The following is a 16,533-nucleotide window of genomic DNA, read 5'->3' on the forward strand; positions in this document are numbered from 1 at the left end:
AAGTAACCAGTCACCTACTGAACCCCGGGGGAGGTCGGCGGACCACCATGCACGTCACGCATCTGTCGCTGGCCGACTTCCGCTCGTACGCCCGGGTCGAGGTCCCCCTCGACCCGGGCGTCACCGCCTTCGTGGGCCCCAACGGCCAGGGCAAGACGAACCTCGTCGAGGCCGTGGGCTACCTCGCCACCCTCGGCAGCCACCGGGTCGCCTCCGACGCCCCCCTGGTCCGCATGGGCGCCGACCGCGCGATCGTCCGGGCGCAGGTGCGGCAGGGCGAGCGGCAGCAGCTGGTCGAGCTGGAGATCAACCCCGGCAGGGCCAACCGCGCCCGCGTCAACCGGTCCTCGCAGGTCAGGCCCCGGGATGTGCTGGGCATCGTACGGACTGTGCTGTTCGCGCCCGAGGACCTCGCGCTGGTCAAGGGGGATCCCGGGGAGCGGCGGCGGTTCCTCGACGAGCTGATCACCGCGCGTTCCCCGCGGATGGCCGGCGTACGGTCCGACTACGAGCGGGTGCTGAAGCAGCGCAACACGCTGCTGAAGTCGGCGGCGATGGCGCGGCGGCACGGCGGGCGGTCCATGGATCTGTCCACGCTCGATGTGTGGGACCAGCATCTCGCGCGCGTGGGCGCCGAGTTGCTCGCGCAGCGCCTCGACCTGGTCGCCGCGGTCCAGCCGCTCGCCGACAAGGCGTACGAGCAGCTGGCCCCGGGCGGCGGTCCGCTCGCCCTGGAGTACAAGCCGTCCGCGCCCGGTGAGGCGCACACGCGCGAGGATCTCTACGCGCAGCTGATGGACGCGCTCGCGGACGCCCGTAAGCAGGAGATCGAGCGGGGCGTCACGCTCGTGGGTCCCCATCGGGACGATGTGATTCTCAAACTCGGCTCGCTGCCCGCCAAGGGGTACGCCTCCCACGGCGAGTCCTGGTCCTACGCGCTGGCGTTGCGTCTTGCCTCCTACGACCTGCTGCGCGCCGAGGGGAACGAGCCGGTGCTGGTGCTCGACGACGTCTTCGCCGAGCTGGACGCGCGCCGGCGGGACCGGCTGGCGGAGCTGGTCGCGCCCGGCGAACAGGTGCTGGTGACGGCCGCGGTCGACGACGACGTACCGGAGCTCCTCGCCGGAGCGAGGTACCGCGTGGCGGACGGGACGGTGGAGCGCGTATGAGCGAGCAGCAGCCGGAGAATCCGCCCGCGGAGCCCTCGGGGGTCGACCTCGCGCGCGTGGCGCTCAGGGCCGCGCGTGAGCAGGCACGCGCGCGTGGGGACGCGGCGCAGCAGAAGAAGCAGGCGCGGCGCGGGGGCGGGCTGCGCTCCGGCGCGCGCGCGGACGGCCGTGACCCCATGGCGCTCGGCTCGGCGATCAACCGGCTGCTCAACGAGCGCGGCTGGGAGGCGCCGGCAGCGGTGGGCGGGGTGATGGGCCGCTGGCCGCAGATCGTCGGCGAGGACGTGGCCAAGCACTGCGAGCCGGAGCGCTACGACGAGGACGAGCGGGTGCTGATGGTGCGCTGCGACTCCACGGCCTGGGCGACGAATCTGCGGCTGCTCGCGCCGACCCTGGTGGCCCGGCTGAACGAGGATCTCGGGCATGGCCGGGTGCGGCACATCAAGGTGCAGGGCCCGAGCGGTCCGGTCCGCCGCTACGGTCCGCTGAGGGCCCCGGGGAGCACCGGGCCCGGCGATACGTACGGGTGATCTGCGTCACGTGCGCGACGGTGGGGCCGGTACGTCCGTACCGGCCCCACCGTCTTTTCACGCGCCCGCGCGCGCGTTGCCCACAGGCTGTGGACGGCCTGCCAACGGCCCGCTCGCGGGGGTGAATTCCGACGTGACCCGTCGGTAGCCAAGGGTTGACACCCGGAAGCGCTGAGTGCCTCCGTGAGCCTCTTGTAGCCCCCATCCGCATATCGGGACCCGTCTGGGACCGGTTGAGGGCGGCACATCCGGACTCAGGTACCGGCAAACCCCCATCACTGTCAGTGCTACCGGTAGACTGGAAGCCAATCCCGCCCCGACCGTGGGGACCGCCCGGGAAAAGCTGAGCAACGCTGATCAAGGCTTACCAACGCAACATGCCGCAGCCGCTCCGGCAACCTGCCGAGGAGCCTGGCTCGTGCTGTGCCAGAAAGGGCGCTTCGTGGCCGATTCCGGCAACCCCAACGAGAACAACCCGTCCACAGACGCCGGCCCGCGCGGCGCGGTCGGCACCTCGAACGCCGAGGTCACCGCGTCGTACGACGCCAGCGCCATCACCGTCCTCGAAGGCCTGGACGCGGTCCGCAAGCGCCCTGGTATGTACATCGGCTCCACGGGCGAGCGCGGTCTGCACCACCTCGTGTACGAGGTCGTCGACAACTCCGTCGACGAGGCACTGGCGGGCCACGCGGACACGATCGACGTGACGATCCTGCCCGACGGCGGTGTGCGCGTCGTGGACAACGGCCGCGGCATCCCGGTGGGCATCGTCGCCTCCGAGGGCAAGCCGGCCCTGGAGGTCGTGCTGACCGTGCTGCACGCGGGCGGCAAGTTCGGCGGCGGCGGCTACGCGGTCTCCGGAGGTCTGCACGGCGTGGGTGTCTCCGTCGTGAACGCCCTGTCGTCCAAGGTCGCCGTGGAGGTGCGGACCGACGGCCACCGCTGGACGCAGGACTACAAGATGGGCGTCCCCACGGCGCCGCTGGTCAAGCACGAGGCCATTCGGGAGACCGGTACCTCGGTCACCTTCTGGGCCGACGCCGACATCTTCGAGACCACGGAGTACTCCTTCGAGACGCTCTCGCGGCGCTTCCAGGAGATGGCGTTCCTCAACAAGGGTTTGACGATCAAACTCACCGACGAGCGCGAGTCGGCGAAGGCCACCGCCGGGGCGGACGAGGCGGGTGCGGACGAGAAGGACGAGGTCAAGACCGTCACGTACCACTACGAGGGCGGCATCGTCGACTTCGTGAAGTACCTCAACTCCCGCAAGGGAGACGCGGTGCACCCCACCGTCATCGACCTGGAGGCGGAGGACAAGGACAAGAGCCTGTCCCTCGAGGTCGCCATGCAGTGGAACAGCGGTTACAGCGAGGGCGTGTACTCCTTCGCCAACATCATCCACACGCACGAGGGCGGTACGCACGAGGAGGGCTTCCGCGCGGCGCTGACCAACCTGGTCAACAAGTACGCGCGCGACAAGAAGCATCTGCGCGAGAAGGACGACAACCTCACGGGCGACGACATCCGCGAGGGTCTGACCGCGATCATCTCGGTCAAGCTGAGCGAGCCGCAGTTCGAGGGCCAGACCAAGACCAAGCTGGGCAACACGGAGGCGAAGACCTTCGTCCAGAAGGCGGTCTACGAGCACCTCAACGACTGGCTGGACCGCAACCCGGTCGAGGCGGCGGACATCGTCCGCAAGGGCATCCAGGCGGCCACCGCGCGCGTGGCGGCCCGCAAGGCCCGCGACCTGACCCGCCGTAAGGGCCTGCTGGAGTCGGCGTCCCTGCCGGGCAAGCTCTCCGACTGCCAGTCGAACGACCCCACCAAGTGCGAGATCTTCATCGTCGAGGGTGACTCCGCCGGCGGCTCGGCCAAGTCCGGCCGCAATCCGCAGTACCAGGCGATCCTCCCGATCCGCGGCAAGATCCTCAACGTGGAGAAGGCCAGGATCGACAAGATCCTGCAGAACCAGGAGATCCAGGCGCTGATCTCGGCCTTCGGCACCGGGGTCCACGAGGACTTCGACATCGAGAAGCTCCGCTATCACAAGATCATCCTGATGGCGGACGCCGACGTCGACGGCCAGCACATCAGCACCCTGCTGCTGACCTTCCTGTTCCGCTTCATGCGGCCGCTGGTCGAGGCCGGGCACGTGTACCTCTCCCGTCCCCCGCTCTACAAGATCAAGTGGGGCCGGGACGACATCGAGTACGCGTACTCCGACCGCGAGCGCGACGCGCTGATCGAGATGGGCCGACAGCGCGGCAAGCGGGTGCGCGAGGACTCCATCCAGCGCTTCAAGGGCCTCGGCGAGATGAACGCCGAGGAGCTGCGCGTGACCACCATGGACCAGGAGCACCGCGTCCTCGGCCAGGTCACCCTCGACGACGCCGCCCAGGCCGACGACCTGTTCTCGGTCCTCATGGGCGAGGACGTCGAAGCGCGCCGCGCCTTCATCCAGCGCAACGCCAAGGACGTCCGTTTCCTCGACATCTGAGTCGGTCTCAGCTGACCGCACCAGGAAGGATCCCCACCAGCAATGGCCGACGAGAACACTCCCAGCACACCTGAAGAGGGCGCCATCATCGCCCAGCGCGTCGAGCCCGTCGGGCTCGAGACGGAGATGCAGCGCTCGTATCTCGACTACGCGATGTCCGTCATCGTGTCGCGCGCCCTGCCCGACGTCCGTGACGGCCTCAAGCCCGTCCACCGCCGCGTCCTGTACGCCATGTACGACGGCGGCTACCGCCCCGAGCGCGGCTTCTACAAGTGCGCCCGCGTGGTCGGCGACGTCATGGGCAACTACCACCCGCACGGCGACTCCTCGATCTACGACGCGCTGGTCCGCCTCGCGCAGCCGTGGTCGATGCGTATGCCGCTCGTCGACTCCAACGGCAACTTCGGCTCCCCGGGCAACGACCCGGCGGCCGCCATGCGGTACACCGAGTGCAAGATGGCGCCGCTGTCGATGGAGATGGTCCGTGACATCGACGAGGAGACCGTCGACTTCACGGACAACTACGACGGCCGCTCCCAGGAGCCGACCGTCCTGCCGGCCCGCTTCCCGAACCTGCTGATCAACGGCTCGGCCGGGATCGCGGTCGGCATGGCGACCAACATCCCCTCGCACAACCTGCGCGAGGTCGCGTCCGGCGCCCAGTGGTACCTGGAGAACCCGGAGGCGTCCCACGAGGAGCTGCTCGACGCCCTCATCGAGCGCATCAAGGGCCCCGACTTCCCGACCGGCGCCCTGGTGGTGGGCCGCAAGGGCATCGAGGAGGCGTACCGGACGGGCCGCGGCTCGATCACCATGCGGGCAGTCGTCGAGGTCGAGGAGATCCAGAACCGCCAGTGCCTGGTGGTCACGGAGCTGCCCTACCAGGTCAACCCCGACAACCTCGCGCAGAAGATCGCCGACCTGGTGAAGGACGGCAAGGTCGGCGGCATCGCGGACGTCCGCGACGAGACGTCGTCCCGCACGGGTCAGCGCCTGGTGATCGTCCTCAAGCGTGACGCGGTCGCCAAGGTCGTACTGAACAACCTGTACAAGCACACGGACCTGCAGTCGAACTTCGGCGCCAACATGCTGGCCCTGGTCGACGGCGTCCCGCGCACGCTCTCCCTCGACGCGTTCATCCGCCACTGGGTGACGCACCAGATCGAGGTCATCGTCCGCCGTACGCGCTTCCGGCTGCGCAAGGCCGAGGAGCGCGCCCACATCCTGCGCGGCCTCCTCAAGGCCCTGGACGCCATCGACGACGTCATCGCGCTCATCCGGGGCAGCGACACCGTCGACATCGCGCGCACGGGCCTGATGCGCCTCCTGGAGATCGACGAGATCCAGGCCAACGCCATCCTCGAGATGCAGCTGCGCCGACTGGCCGCCCTGGAGCGCCAGAAGATCATCCAGGAGCACGACGAACTCCAGGCGAAGATCACCGAGTACAACGCGATCCTTGCCTCGGAGGTCCGCCAGCGCGGCATCGTCAGCGCGGAGCTGGCCGCGATCGTCGAGAAGTACGGCGACGACCGCAAGACCATGCTGGTGCCCTACGACGGTGACATGTCCATCGAGGACCTGATCGCCGAAGAGGACATCGTCGTCACCATCTCGCGCGGGGGCTACGTCAAGCGCACGAAGACGGACGACTACCGCTCCCAGAAGCGCGGCGGCAAGGGCGTACGCGGGGCGAAGCTGAAGGAGGACGACATCGTCGACCACTTCTTCGTCTCCACCACGCACCACTGGCTGCTGTTCTTCACCAACAAGGGCCGGGTGTACCGGGCGAAGGCGTACGAGCTTCCCGACGCCGGCCGGGACGCGCGCGGCCAGCACGTCGCCAACCTGCTGGCCTTCCAGCCGGACGAGGCGATCGCCGAGATCCTCGCCATCCGCGACTACGAGGCGGCGCCGTACCTGGTGCTCGCCACGAAGGGCGGATTGGTCAAGAAGACGCCGCTTAAAGATTACGATTCGCCCCGCTCCGGCGGTGTCATCGCCATCAACCTCCGGGAGACGGAGGACGGTTCCGACGACGAGCTGATCGGCGCCGAGCTCGTCTCGGCCGATGACGATCTGCTGCTGATCAGCAAGAAGGCACAGTCGATCCGCTTCACGGCCACGGACGAAACGCTCCGTCCCATGGGGCGCGCCACCTCGGGTGTCAAGGGCATGAGCTTCCGCGAGACGGACCAGCTCCTCTCGATGAATGTTGTTCGACCCGGTACGTTCGTGTTCACTGCCACAGACGGCGGGTACGCGAAGCGGACCGCAGTCGACGAGTACCGCGTCCAGGGTCGCGGTGGCCTCGGCATCAAGGCCGCCAAGATCGTCGAGGACCGCGGTTCGCTGGTCGGCGCGCTGGTGGTCGAGGAGACGGACGAGATCCTCGCCATCACGCTGTCGGGCGGTGTGATTCGTACGCGAGTCAATGAGGTCAGGGAGACGGGCCGTGACACCATGGGCGTCCAACTGATCAACTTGGGCAAGCGCGATGCCGTCGTCGGTATCGCACGTAACGCCGAAGCGGGGCGTGAGGCGGAGGAGGTCGACGGCGAGGACGCCGTGGACGAGACCGCCGAGGGCACCGTGACGACCGGCACGGACGAGGGCGAGTCGCCCTCTTCCGAGTAGCACGAGGAGAGAGACATCGTGAGCGGAGCCACGGGCGCCGGGACGTCTTCCGGGACGGAGAAGGACGGCGGCGGCCGTGGCTCCGCCGCATCGGGGGACGATGCGGGGGCGGGTGGGGGCAGTGCGCGTTCGACCGACGCGCAGCAGCCTGCCGATGGGCGTGCCATGGACACGCACACCACGCAGCTGAAGGCGATCAAGCCGTCCGCGGCCGACGCGTCCTCCTCGCCCGACACGCAAGGATCCAAGGGGTCCCAGGGGGGAACCGTGACGGACACCAGGGCCGCTCAGGCCCAACAGCCGGCCGCTCAGCCGGCCTCTGCCTCACCGCTGCCCGGCGAACGGCAGCCGCAGCCGCAGCAGCCCGCCGGGCCGTACCACCCGCCGCAGGCCTACCCCTCGCAGCCGGCGGCACCGGCCGCGGCGGGGACCGCGGCGGGAACCGCCCAGGGGGCTGCGGTACGGCGGCCCCGGACCGGTGCCGGTACGCGCACCGTGCCGCGGGTGCGCAAGGCGCGGCTGCGGGTGGCGAAGGCCGACCCGTGGTCGGTGATGAAGGTCAGCTTCCTGCTGTCGATAGCGCTGGGTATCTGCACGATCGTCGCGGCGGCGGTGCTGTGGATGGTCATGGACGCGATGGGCGTCTTCTCGTCGGTCGGCGGCACCATCTCCGAGGCCACCGGCTCGAACGAGTCCAACGGCTTCGACCTGCAGGCCTTCCTGTCCCTCCCCCACGTCCTGACGTTCACGGCGATCATCGCGGTCATCGACGTCGTCCTGGCGACGGCGCTGGCCACCCTCGGCGCGTTCATCTACAACCTCAGCGCGGGCTTCGTCGGCGGCATCGAGCTGACGCTGGCCGAGGACGAGTGAACTGCGGCTAAACCTCTGGTGGGCGGTCCCCCTGTTATCGATTTTGGGACTGCCCACGTCGTGCGCTAATCTTCAGGAGTCAGCGCGCGGGACACACCGCAGAGCGCGGCGGGGCTATAGCTCAGTTGGTTAGAGCGCATCCCTGATAAGGATGAGGCCACAGGTTCAAATCCTGTTAGCCCCACCAGCGAGAAGACCCCCGGACCATCGGTCCGGGGGTCTTTTGACACCCATGGTTGACACCAACGAGGGCGAACGACTGCGGTCAGCCGATCAGCGGGTCCTCCAGCAGCTCTGCGAGCATCGTCACAGCTTCCCTCTCACTGTCGCCCACCACGTGCGTGTAGACGTCCATGGTCATGCTGATCTGGCTGTGGCGGAGGATCGCCTGAGCGACCTTGGGGTGCACCTTCAGGAAGGCCAGGAGGGTGCCGCAGGTGTGGCGGGCGAGCCGGACCGTGATCCGGCGGACGCCAGCCCGCTTCACGAGCCGATCGAAGGTCCGGGAGAAGCCGGTGGGGTCGATCATGCCGCCGTGTTCGGAGGAGAAGATCAGGTCGTGGTCTTCGGGCTGTTCCCAGTGGGGCCCGGCGATCTTCTTTTCCAGTTCCTGGAGCTCCCGGCGCTCGTCCAGGGCGCGGGCACAAAACTCCGGGAGCGGGAGCACGGCCTGTGAGGACTCCGTCTTGAGGTCCTTGAGGACCAAGCCCGCGCCCTTCTCCCGCTGCACCTGCTTGACCGGCGTGAAACGGCCGGCCTCGAAGTCGATGTCCTGCCAGCGCAGGCCGAGGACCTCACTTCGGCGGAGGCCGAGGACGAGCACCAGGACGCAGGCCGCGTAGAGGCGGTGCGCGCGGGTCGAGCGGAGGAACGTGATCGCTTCCCGTGCGCTCCACGCGGTGCCCTTGTCCTTGTTGACCTTGGGCATGTCGACCAGGAGCGCGACATTGCGCGTGAGCAGCTCTTCGCGCATGGCCCGGTTGAGAGCGTTCCGGAGGACGCGCAGCACCTCGAAGCGGGTGGCCGCGCCTACTTCCTCCCGCCTCAGCGTGGCCATGAGGGCGCGGAGCTGGGCGGGTGTCAGCTTGGTGAGCGGCTTCTTGCCGAGGTGGGGGAGCAGGTAGAGCCGGACCTTGGACTCGTACTTGGCGTAGGTGTTGTGCTCCCGTTCCGGCTTGACGATGTGCTCCAGCCAGTAGGGCAACCACTCGCCGAGCGTCCACGTGCGCGAGGGCACCGGGATGCCGTTGCGCTCCTGGTCCTGGAGCTTGCCGAGCTTCTCGTTCGTCTCGTCCCACGTGGCGCCGTAGACGGTCTTACGGACGCGGTTGCCGTCGGTGTCGGTCACGTACGCGCGGCCCATATAGCGGCCGTCCTTGCGCTTGGTGATGGTTCCCCCGCCGTTGGGGCGCCTCTTGGCCATCAGGCGGCCTCTCCCATCTCTCGGAGGACGAAGTCGCGTACGGCGTCGTCCGGGATACGGCGGCATCCGTCGACCTTGATGGAGACCAGGCGGCGGGTGCGGATGAGGTCGTACACCTTGGTCCGGCCGACCTTGAGCCGGGTCATGACCTCCGGCACGGTGAGCAGCTCCGGGGCAACGGTGGTCATGCGGCGGCTCCGTTCAGGTCAGGTTCGTCTCTCAGGGCTTCGCGTGCGGTCTCTCGGTTGAGTTGGATGTCTCGTCGGATCGTGGCGGCGAGCCAGGATTCACCGGAGGTGTGGCCGTGGCCGGCGTAGGACCAGTGGGCGAGGGTGAGCGTCGTTGCCTCCGGGGCATCGAGGTCAGGCAGGCCGAGGGCTTCGCGCTGTTGCTGCGCGCGGTAGTCGGCGCGGACCTGGCGGAGGGCGCCGAGGGTGGTGGAGTAGCGGCGGGACTTGGTGGAGAAGTGGCCGCGGAAGCCGAGCATGTGAGCCCAGTCCCGCAACTTGCGCTCCGGGTAGAGCGGGTGCAGGTCGAGGCAGGCCGAGATGAGCCGACGGGGATGCTCGGGCACGTCGAGCAGGACGAGTACTTCCTTGTTGCCGACGCGGCGGTCAACGGTGCCGGTGGTCTCAGCGGCTTTGGTGGCGTACTTGGCCACGTACGAGGCCACCGCTTGTTCGGTGATCTCCTCACCATCGCCAAAGGCACCGATCGGCTGTACGTCGAGTTGGGCGCCCCATCGCAGGACGCGGGCGGGCTGCTCACCGGCCGGAGGCACGTCGACCGCGACGCGAGCGGCAGCAGCCTTGATCGCCTCTGTGAGGAGGTCGAGCGTGGCCCAGGCCGGGGGCGGCGAGTCGGGCCCGTCCGGTCCGTCGAAGCGAATCACAGCGTGGAAGTGCACGGCACCGCGCTTCTGGTACTCGGCGACCTTGCCGAAGGCGACGCGGGACTGTGCGTGGGCTTCCCTCTGCGTGAGACCGGCGCGGCGGGCGATCTCGCGGCGCAGGTAGATCGTGAAGTACCGCCACAGCTCGGAGGCGTGATTGTTCCACAGCACAGCGCCCGCGTAGTCGTAGGTGTCCGGGGCGAGCGGGGTGCCGAGTTCTGGCGCGTCCTCGTCGTGGCGGGTGCCGCAGCGGCAGGGACGGTTGCCGGGGCGGTTGTGGACCGGCCCGAAGGACGGGGCGGTCAGGGTCGCGAACACGCGGGGGTGGTCCCGGATCGTGTCCGGGGTGCCCTTTGCTGGATCGCCGACCAGGCCCGCGCGGATCAGGTGGTACGTGTCGCCCGCGTACGTCCAGGCGCAGGCGGGGCAGCGAGAGGCGCGACGGTTGCCGCACGCGACGCGGAGACGGCCGCCAGGTTCGCTGTCAGTGCTGTAGCTGTGGAGGACCTGACCGGTAGCCCGGTCACGGGTGACGGTGGCGCCCTGGAGGTGGATCGGGTCAGAGCAACCGCCCGTACGGCGAATCTGGTCCTGGATACGGTCGAAGCTGGAGGACCCGGCCAGCCTCAGCACGTCGGCGAGGACGGCCGGGTCCAGGCCCGCCATGGCGGCGGAGTCGGTCACGCCTTGTTCTCCTTGAGGATCGAGCGGACGACGACCGCGCACACGGCGACGGAGGCGGCGGTAATCGCGACGGCGAGGAGCATGGAGACCAGGACCGCGCCCACGACCAGGACCACGGCGCTGCCCCCGGCGACCAGGGCGAGCGTGCTGCCAGCGGTGAGCTGAACGGCCGGCCGATTGCCGGACGGGGCGGGCGGAACCGGGGTGTGGGCAGGGACGTAGGGCACCGGGCTGTAGACGGTCGGAGCCGTCGGAGCGGGAGCCGGGGCGGTGTCCTGCGGCGGGTACTTCGGGGTGAACACGTGAGTGGTCCCTTCGGGCGCGATCAGTCGAGGAGAGTGGCGACGGCGGGGGCGAGGACGCTGTTCGCGACGAGGTAGCCGCCCAGGAGGAGCAGGGCGACCAGCCACCATGGCGGGCGGGCGAGCTGGATGCCGAGGACGGCGACGACGAGCACGGCGAACCAGAGGGGGACGTCCATGGCGGATCTCCTGTCAGGCCTTGCAGCGGTGGGTGCGGGCGGCGAGTTCGGCGGCGGAACGGCTGTCGTACTCGGCGGAGAAGTCGCAGCGCGGAGCCGTGCAGGCGGCGAGGTGGCGGTTACGGCCACGGGCGAGGAACGAGGCGACCTGTACGGGACCGATGCGGCGGACGTTGCGGAACCTGGGGCTGGACATCAGTGGGCGTCCTCTCCGGTGAAGTCGTGGACGTGGTCGGTGAGCCACTGACGGATTTCGGGCTGTTCGTCGTCGGTGGCCTGGTTGATCGCGGCCTCACCGACGGCGAGGGCATCGACGAGCCGGTTACGGCGGGTCAGTTCTGCGGCGTACTCCAGGGCCGAGCGGATGGCGGGGCGCATGGCGTGCGTCTCCCTTCTCACAGGTGGGCGGCGACGGCGGGCGTCATGGACGGAGGCAGACCGAGCCGGACGCGCACGGCGTCGGGGTCGGCGGGGTGGCCGGTGGTGGCTTGGTGCTCTTCTGCGAGGGCGCGGACACGGTCGACAAGGGCGGGCGGAAGGGCGGCCACGGGAGCAGGCGCCGGGACAGTGACCACCTCGGGGACGGTTTCCGGTGGCGACGCAGGGAGGGCGTCACGGCGGGGCTCGTCGACCACAGGCGGGACCGAGGGCCGTTCGGCATCCGGATCCGGCGCCACCGAGGTCGAAGACGTCTCGGAGGTGTGCGGTCCGTGCGCGAGGAGCGTTCCGCCGAAGAAGGCGACGGCAGGCCATCCGGCAACCACGACCCGGAGCGACGCGGGGACGTGGTCCAGGTCGAGAAGGCCGGCCGTGGCGACGTTGGCGCCGAGGGACGCGGCCAGGGCGACCAGGAACCACAGCCGCGCTCCCCCGGCTGGTTGTCCGGCACGCTGCTGGGCACGCATCCGGCGCCAGGCGGCGACCAGCAGCAGGTCAACGCTGACCGGGTAGGCCCACGCCTTCCAGCCGCCCTGTCCGGCCGCTTCCGCAATGTCGTGCAGGTGGGCGAAGGACAGGGCGCCCGCGATGACGGCCTGCACGATCACGGCGTCCACGCGGGCGAGGTGGGCACGCATCGGCTCGTCTCCTTCCGGTTTCGGGCATGGGAGGGGTAGGGACTTGGCGCGAGGCGGTCACGCCGACCGTGGGGAGAGGAGTGCGGCTACTCGGTCACCGGGCGCACGGTCGGCGCGGGGGTGACAGACGGCGTCGATCCGTCGGTGTTGGCAGTGACGACGGGCCGGAAGGCGTCGAGGCGGGGCAGTTCCGGCACGAGGGCGGAGGTGGCGCGGCAGACTGCCGCCGCTTCGTCGAGGGTGAGATGCGGGGAACGGGCGCGGGACCAGCCGCCGGAGGAGTCACCGACGATGGCGACGCCGGGACGCTCGGCGGGAATGGCGGTTGCGGCGAGGGCCGCTTCCGGGGAGATGTCGGCGAGCGCCATGTTCGCCGACGACTCGTCGTTGACACGGTGGCAGATACGGCCGGTGAGCTGGGCGCGGAGCATGGTCGCGCCCTTGCCGAGTTCGGAGCCGAAGCGCTGCCCGCACACTTCGAGGAAGATGCCGGCCGCGCGACCGAGCTGGGCGACGCGGATCAGCTTGGTGACCATGGCATCGCGCCGCTTCTCGTCGTCCCGGCTTGCGGCGAGGAAGAGTTCCGCCACCTCGTCGACGACGACCACGACCGGTACCGGGCGTACCTTCTCCGGCAGCCCCCACAGGTCCGAGGTGAGGACGGCATCCGGCCCGGTGGCGGAGCTGAGACCGATGAGCCGGTAACGGGCCTCCATCTCTTCCAGGAGGACGTCAAGGAGGTCGTTCGCCCGGTCCGGGGTGTCGGCGAGGGCCGACAGGCGGGGCGCGAACGGGGCGAGTTCGACGCCCCATTTGCAGTCGATGCCGACGAGCACGACCGGTTGCCGTGCCAGGCCACAGACCAGGTTGCGCAGGTAGACGGACTTCCCGGACTGCGTGGCGCCGAGGATGAGTTCATGCGGCACGGTACGGAAGTCCCGTACGTGCCAGTGCCCGTCATCCCGAAGCGCCAGCGGCAGGGACAGCGGACCGCCACCCTTACGCCACCGCACGGGAGGCCGTACGTCCGCCAGCACATCCCAGCCGATCAGCCGCAGTTCGAGCCACCCCGGCTTGGTCGGTCGGATGTGGACGGCATGAGCCGCCCAGGCGTGCCGCAACCGGTCGGCCGAGGCGATGAAGTCCTCCGGCGCCTGCCCGGTCGCCATCCGCAGCCGCATCACCAGGCCGGCCCCGGTGGGCCGCGGGAATGTCCGACGAGGCGGTACGGGAGCCGCTTCCCTCCCGACCAGGCGAGCCGTGGCCCGACGGACGGCCGAAGCCGGGACCGTCAGACCACAGGCGTCCATCGTGGCCCGGTACGTGGTGAGCACGCGCAGCGCGACGAGCGGATACCCGACGAGCCACCAGAAGGCGAGCGGGAACCGGCGCCGCAGCACGAGCAGCCCGGCGAGGGTGAGCAAGCAGAGCGTCAGCGTCCAGATGGTGTTGGTCATGGCCGCTCAGCCCTGTACCGGAGCCGGGGCGTTGACCATGACAGCGTCGGCCCGGTACGCGATGCCGTGCCGCATGCGCCCGCCGAACTCGCTTTCCCACGGCCGCGCGACGAGCCCGGACAGGACGACCGGGGCGCCCATGACCAGGCCCTCACCGATGCCCGGCTCCGGCACGGTCACCTTGATCATGTCCGAACCGCCCGCCGCGATGAACACCAGCTCCAGCACCATGAGCCGCTGGTTCGTCGCGGGGTCCACGGCGACCTCACCGGTCTGACGGTCCTTCACCTTGACCTCCGGCAGCTTGGTGACGAGCAGGGTCGCGGCGGAGACGTCTACGGGGATGACACGCATTTCTTGAACCTCACTGTTTCGATCTGGATACCCCCCTAGACAGCAAGGGAGGCGACCCGCCCTAACTGTCTAGGGGGGTTGACGGAAACAGTAAACCGAAGACCCATCAACTGTCTAGGGGGGTATACGTGCGAGTCTCGGCGGGCGGCAGGACCTACGGCAATGTCCAGTGGAGGGCCGTTGCGTCATCGTGTGTTTTGCCTCGCGGCCAGCGTCGCCCCTCCGAGTCGTCGGCCTCTGCATCCCGGACGCGACGGATCAGTTCGGCAGGCCCTGAGGTGCCGAGAACGGCCAACGCCTCTTGCCACGTGGCGAGTTCAAAGCGGTCGACGAGACGAGTCGCGCCGTCGCTCAGCAGCGTCACGGAGGTCAGCGAGTCCAGAGGCGCCGCCCCGTTGAGAGCGTGTTCGGCCGCCCGCGGTTCGGGCCCGGCGATCCAGAAGCCACCCGGCCGGTTCCGGAATCCCGTCAGAGCATCCCGGTACTCGGCCAGCGCGGCGGCATGCTCGGGCGAACCGGTGGGCAACGCGTCGACCGGCCCGCGCAGCCGCTTGCCCACCTCGTTCAGCCGCTGATCGGTAACGACAGTCGGCCCCCTGTCTTTGTCGCCCAGGAGGAGGGACGAGTCACCGAGAACGAGGTGTTCCAGGACGCCGGCGCGGGCACGTACGGCAATCACAGTGCTGGTGGGACTGGCCCGATGGACCAGGTCGCATCGCCCCTCATGCAGGGACCGAACAGCGCGGATCGAGTCGGCCAGGCACACGGCCAGAGGCCGAGCGGGATACGCCGTGATGGCGCTCAGCAGCAGCCCGCCCAGCGTCGACGAGAACCAGGCGACGCCATGCGTACAGCCGGTTTCCGCGTCGGCCACGCCCGCGCCGTCCAGGAGGACAGCCGCTCCGGGAGCGGCGGCGGCGAAGTCCTCGTTCTCCCGGCCCGGTTCGGCGGGCTGTGAGTCGAGGGCGACCCTCACGCCGTCGGCTCCTCGTCGTGCCGGTAGAGGGGGGTGAGCAGTTCGACGGACCGCGGTTCGCTGGTCTCAGGGTCGTACTCGACACCGACGAGGGTGGAGAAGCGATGGTCACCCACCTGGCCCCACAGCGTGTTGAGGTCGGAGGCGAGCAGCTGCACGACGCCGAGGGAACCTTGGGTGTGGATACCGGCGATCGCGAGTACCGAGCCGTTGCCATCGGGCCGGGGCAACCTGCCGACGTATCCCACGTCGTACGGCCGGCCCGGATCGCTGTCCTGTCCGGACCGGTAGACGGTTCCGGTCCGCCGGTCGACGACGGTCCACGGGCCGTCTTCCGCCTGCTCCCAGCTCAGCACCGGATCCTGGGCGTACGTGTCCCACATCTGCTGAGACATGCGCGGACCGCAGACGACGACCAGGCCGTTACGGTCAAGGTCGATCTCACCGCTCACCGGAACGTGCTCGGAGGTGACATCGAGACCGTACGACCGCGCGAGGTCTTCGAGCCGCTTGCCGGAACTGACGTCGTCCACGGCGACGACCGTGCGCCCGCGTTCATCGTCCCGCCGGAGCGGAGTCGCGATGACGACCGCCCCGCGGCCGAGGAAGGCCCCTTCCGGCGCTGGTCCGGTATGCCGGATCTGGTGAATGCGCCCACGGCTCAGACCGGCTTTCGTGGCGATCTGGGCGTACGACAGCCCTTGCGCGTGGAGATCCTGAACCACGCGTCGACGGAGCCGAGCGAGTTCGGTCACCTCTTGCTGTGCGTCGGCCAAACGGGTCGTGACCTCCCGCAGGAGCCGGTAGGGATCATCGATAGCCATGATGCGCTGCAACTCGTCCGACATGACTTCACCTCCTAGCAGTACCCAGGAGTCTAGGGCCCTAGACAGAACGGGCGCGATACGCCGTCCCGATTGAACCCCGATCACGTAGAACGCGGCCCGGCGCCGAGGCACACCTTTGGGGCTCACCTCCCACGGCCCACGAGGCACCAAGCGACCACCGACGCACGCCGCACCATCACGTGCCCACCCGCGCCAGGTCGGCCCAGATGCAGCGCCCACCGGCGGGCCGGTCCTTCACTCCCCAGTTCTTGGAGCAGGCCGAGACGATCATCAGCCCGCGGCCGCCCTGGTCCGCAGGACTGCGCACGCTCCGCACCTGGGGCTCATCGTCGCCGCCCTGGTCGACGACCTGAATGCGGACGATGTCGTCGGTGAAGCCGACGACCACGAGGAACCATCCTCGATACCAGCCGCTCCGGGTGTGACGGACAGCGTTGGCCGCCAGTTCGCCGACGACCAGGACGGCGTCATCCACAAGGCCTGAGGCTTCATCCTCGAGCAAGCCAGCGACGAAGTGGCGGGCTTCGGCCACCTGCCACGCTTGTCCGGGAAAGATGCGGGACCACTCTTTGGGCATGGGAACGCTCCTCTCCGTCTAGGGGGCTAGACGATGCAAGGAGCAGAGTATTC

General features: G+C 69.2%; 18 protein-coding genes and 1 tRNA gene. 6 read left to right on the forward strand and 13 right to left on the reverse strand.

Annotated features, from left to right (window positions below; genetic code table 11):
• Nucleotides 1-47 precede the first annotated feature (47 nt).
• The 6 genes from recF (at nt 48) to ACFPIH_RS17310 (ending at nt 7,899) form a co-directional block, all read left to right on the forward strand.
• Nucleotides 48-1,169 carry a DNA replication/repair protein RecF gene (gene recF / locus ACFPIH_RS17285; protein ID WP_381171078.1) on the forward strand — a complete coding sequence of 374 codons (1,122 nt, stop codon included), beginning with the start codon at nt 48-50 and terminating at the stop codon, nt 1,167-1,169.
• On the forward strand, nt 1,166-1,699 hold the full coding sequence (locus ACFPIH_RS17290; protein ID WP_381171076.1) for a DciA family protein: 534 nt from the start codon (nt 1,166-1,168) through the stop codon (nt 1,697-1,699). Before recF ends, ACFPIH_RS17290 begins: the two co-directional genes overlap by 4 nt.
• A 442-nt stretch (nt 1,700-2,141) precedes the next feature.
• Nucleotides 2,142-4,202 carry a DNA topoisomerase (ATP-hydrolyzing) subunit B gene (gyrB, locus tag ACFPIH_RS17295; RefSeq protein ID WP_381171476.1) on the forward strand — a complete coding sequence of 687 codons (2,061 nt, stop codon included), beginning with the start codon at nt 2,142-2,144 and terminating at the stop codon, nt 4,200-4,202.
• Nucleotides 4,203-4,244: 42 nt separating this feature from the next.
• Nucleotides 4,245-6,839, forward strand: a complete 2,595-nt coding sequence (gene gyrA, locus ACFPIH_RS17300) for a DNA gyrase subunit A (RefSeq protein ID WP_381171074.1) — start codon at nt 4,245-4,247, stop codon at nt 6,837-6,839.
• Nucleotides 6,840-6,857: 18 nt separating this feature from the next.
• Nucleotides 6,858-7,712: a DUF3566 domain-containing protein gene (locus ACFPIH_RS17305; protein WP_381171072.1), complete on the forward strand. Its 855-nt coding sequence runs from the start codon at nt 6,858-6,860 to the stop codon at nt 7,710-7,712.
• A gap of 110 nt (nt 7,713-7,822) precedes the next feature.
• Nucleotides 7,823-7,899: transfer RNA gene (locus ACFPIH_RS17310), tRNA-Ile, on the forward strand.
• Nucleotides 7,900-7,977: 78 nt separating this feature from the next.
• Here ACFPIH_RS17310 and ACFPIH_RS17315 read toward each other — a convergent pair.
• From ACFPIH_RS17315 to ACFPIH_RS17375, 13 genes are all read right to left on the reverse strand, one after another.
• The gene (locus ACFPIH_RS17315; RefSeq protein WP_381171070.1) at nt 7,978-9,135 is read right to left on the reverse strand and encodes a tyrosine-type recombinase/integrase; all 1,158 of its coding nucleotides are present in this window, start codon (nt 9,133-9,135) and stop codon (nt 7,978-7,980) included.
• Nucleotides 9,135-9,323 carry a helix-turn-helix domain-containing protein gene (locus ACFPIH_RS17320; protein WP_381171068.1) on the reverse strand — a complete coding sequence of 63 codons (189 nt, stop codon included), beginning with the start codon at nt 9,321-9,323 and terminating at the stop codon, nt 9,135-9,137. Before ACFPIH_RS17320 ends, ACFPIH_RS17315 begins: the two co-directional genes overlap by 1 nt.
• Nucleotides 9,320-10,711 carry a replication initiator protein RepSA gene (gene repSA, locus ACFPIH_RS17325; RefSeq protein WP_381171066.1) on the reverse strand — a complete coding sequence of 464 codons (1,392 nt, stop codon included), beginning with the start codon at nt 10,709-10,711 and terminating at the stop codon, nt 9,320-9,322. Before repSA ends, ACFPIH_RS17320 begins: the two co-directional genes overlap by 4 nt.
• Complete coding sequence (locus ACFPIH_RS17330; RefSeq protein ID WP_381171064.1) at nt 10,708-11,013, reverse strand: SpdD protein; 306 nt, start codon at nt 11,011-11,013, stop codon at nt 10,708-10,710. Before ACFPIH_RS17330 ends, repSA begins: the two co-directional genes overlap by 4 nt.
• A 23-nt stretch (nt 11,014-11,036) precedes the next feature.
• The gene (locus ACFPIH_RS17335; RefSeq protein ID WP_167795700.1) at nt 11,037-11,192 is read right to left on the reverse strand and encodes a hypothetical protein; all 156 of its coding nucleotides are present in this window, start codon (nt 11,190-11,192) and stop codon (nt 11,037-11,039) included.
• Nucleotides 11,193-11,205: 13 nt separating this feature from the next.
• On the reverse strand, nt 11,206-11,388 hold the full coding sequence (locus ACFPIH_RS17340) for a mobile element transfer protein (RefSeq protein WP_381171062.1): 183 nt from the start codon (nt 11,386-11,388) through the stop codon (nt 11,206-11,208).
• On the reverse strand, nt 11,388-11,570 hold the full coding sequence (locus tag ACFPIH_RS17345; protein ID WP_381171060.1) for a hypothetical protein: 183 nt from the start codon (nt 11,568-11,570) through the stop codon (nt 11,388-11,390). The genes ACFPIH_RS17340 and ACFPIH_RS17345 overlap by 1 nt, the downstream gene beginning before the upstream one ends.
• 17 nt (nt 11,571-11,587) lie before the next feature.
• Nucleotides 11,588-12,268 (reverse strand): DUF2637 domain-containing protein, encoded by a 681-nt coding sequence (locus ACFPIH_RS17350; protein ID WP_381171058.1) that lies wholly within the window; start codon nt 12,266-12,268, stop codon nt 11,588-11,590.
• An 86-nt stretch (nt 12,269-12,354) separates the two neighbouring features.
• Entirely contained in the window at nt 12,355-13,725 is a 1,371-nt protein-coding gene (locus ACFPIH_RS17355; protein ID WP_381171056.1) for an FtsK/SpoIIIE domain-containing protein, read from the reverse strand.
• Nucleotides 13,726-13,731: 6 nt separating this feature from the next.
• On the reverse strand, nt 13,732-14,079 hold the full coding sequence (locus ACFPIH_RS17360; protein WP_381171054.1) for an SCO3933 family regulatory protein: 348 nt from the start codon (nt 14,077-14,079) through the stop codon (nt 13,732-13,734).
• A 154-nt stretch (nt 14,080-14,233) separates the two neighbouring features.
• On the reverse strand, nt 14,234-15,055 hold the full coding sequence (locus ACFPIH_RS17365) for an integrase (protein WP_381171052.1): 822 nt from the start codon (nt 15,053-15,055) through the stop codon (nt 14,234-14,236).
• The gene (locus ACFPIH_RS17370) at nt 15,052-15,903 is read right to left on the reverse strand and encodes a sigma-70 family RNA polymerase sigma factor (RefSeq protein WP_381171050.1); all 852 of its coding nucleotides are present in this window, start codon (nt 15,901-15,903) and stop codon (nt 15,052-15,054) included. Before ACFPIH_RS17370 ends, ACFPIH_RS17365 begins: the two co-directional genes overlap by 4 nt.
• 175 nt (nt 15,904-16,078) lie before the next feature.
• The gene (locus tag ACFPIH_RS17375) at nt 16,079-16,480 is read right to left on the reverse strand and encodes an ATP-binding protein (RefSeq protein ID WP_352346410.1); all 402 of its coding nucleotides are present in this window, start codon (nt 16,478-16,480) and stop codon (nt 16,079-16,081) included.
• Nucleotides 16,481-16,533: the final 53 nt, after the last annotated feature.

The sequence above is a fragment of the Streptomyces vulcanius genome (genome assembly GCF_042653945.1).
In the GTDB taxonomy this organism is placed as follows: Bacteria; Actinomycetota; Actinomycetes; order Streptomycetales; family Streptomycetaceae; genus Streptomyces; species Streptomyces mangrovi.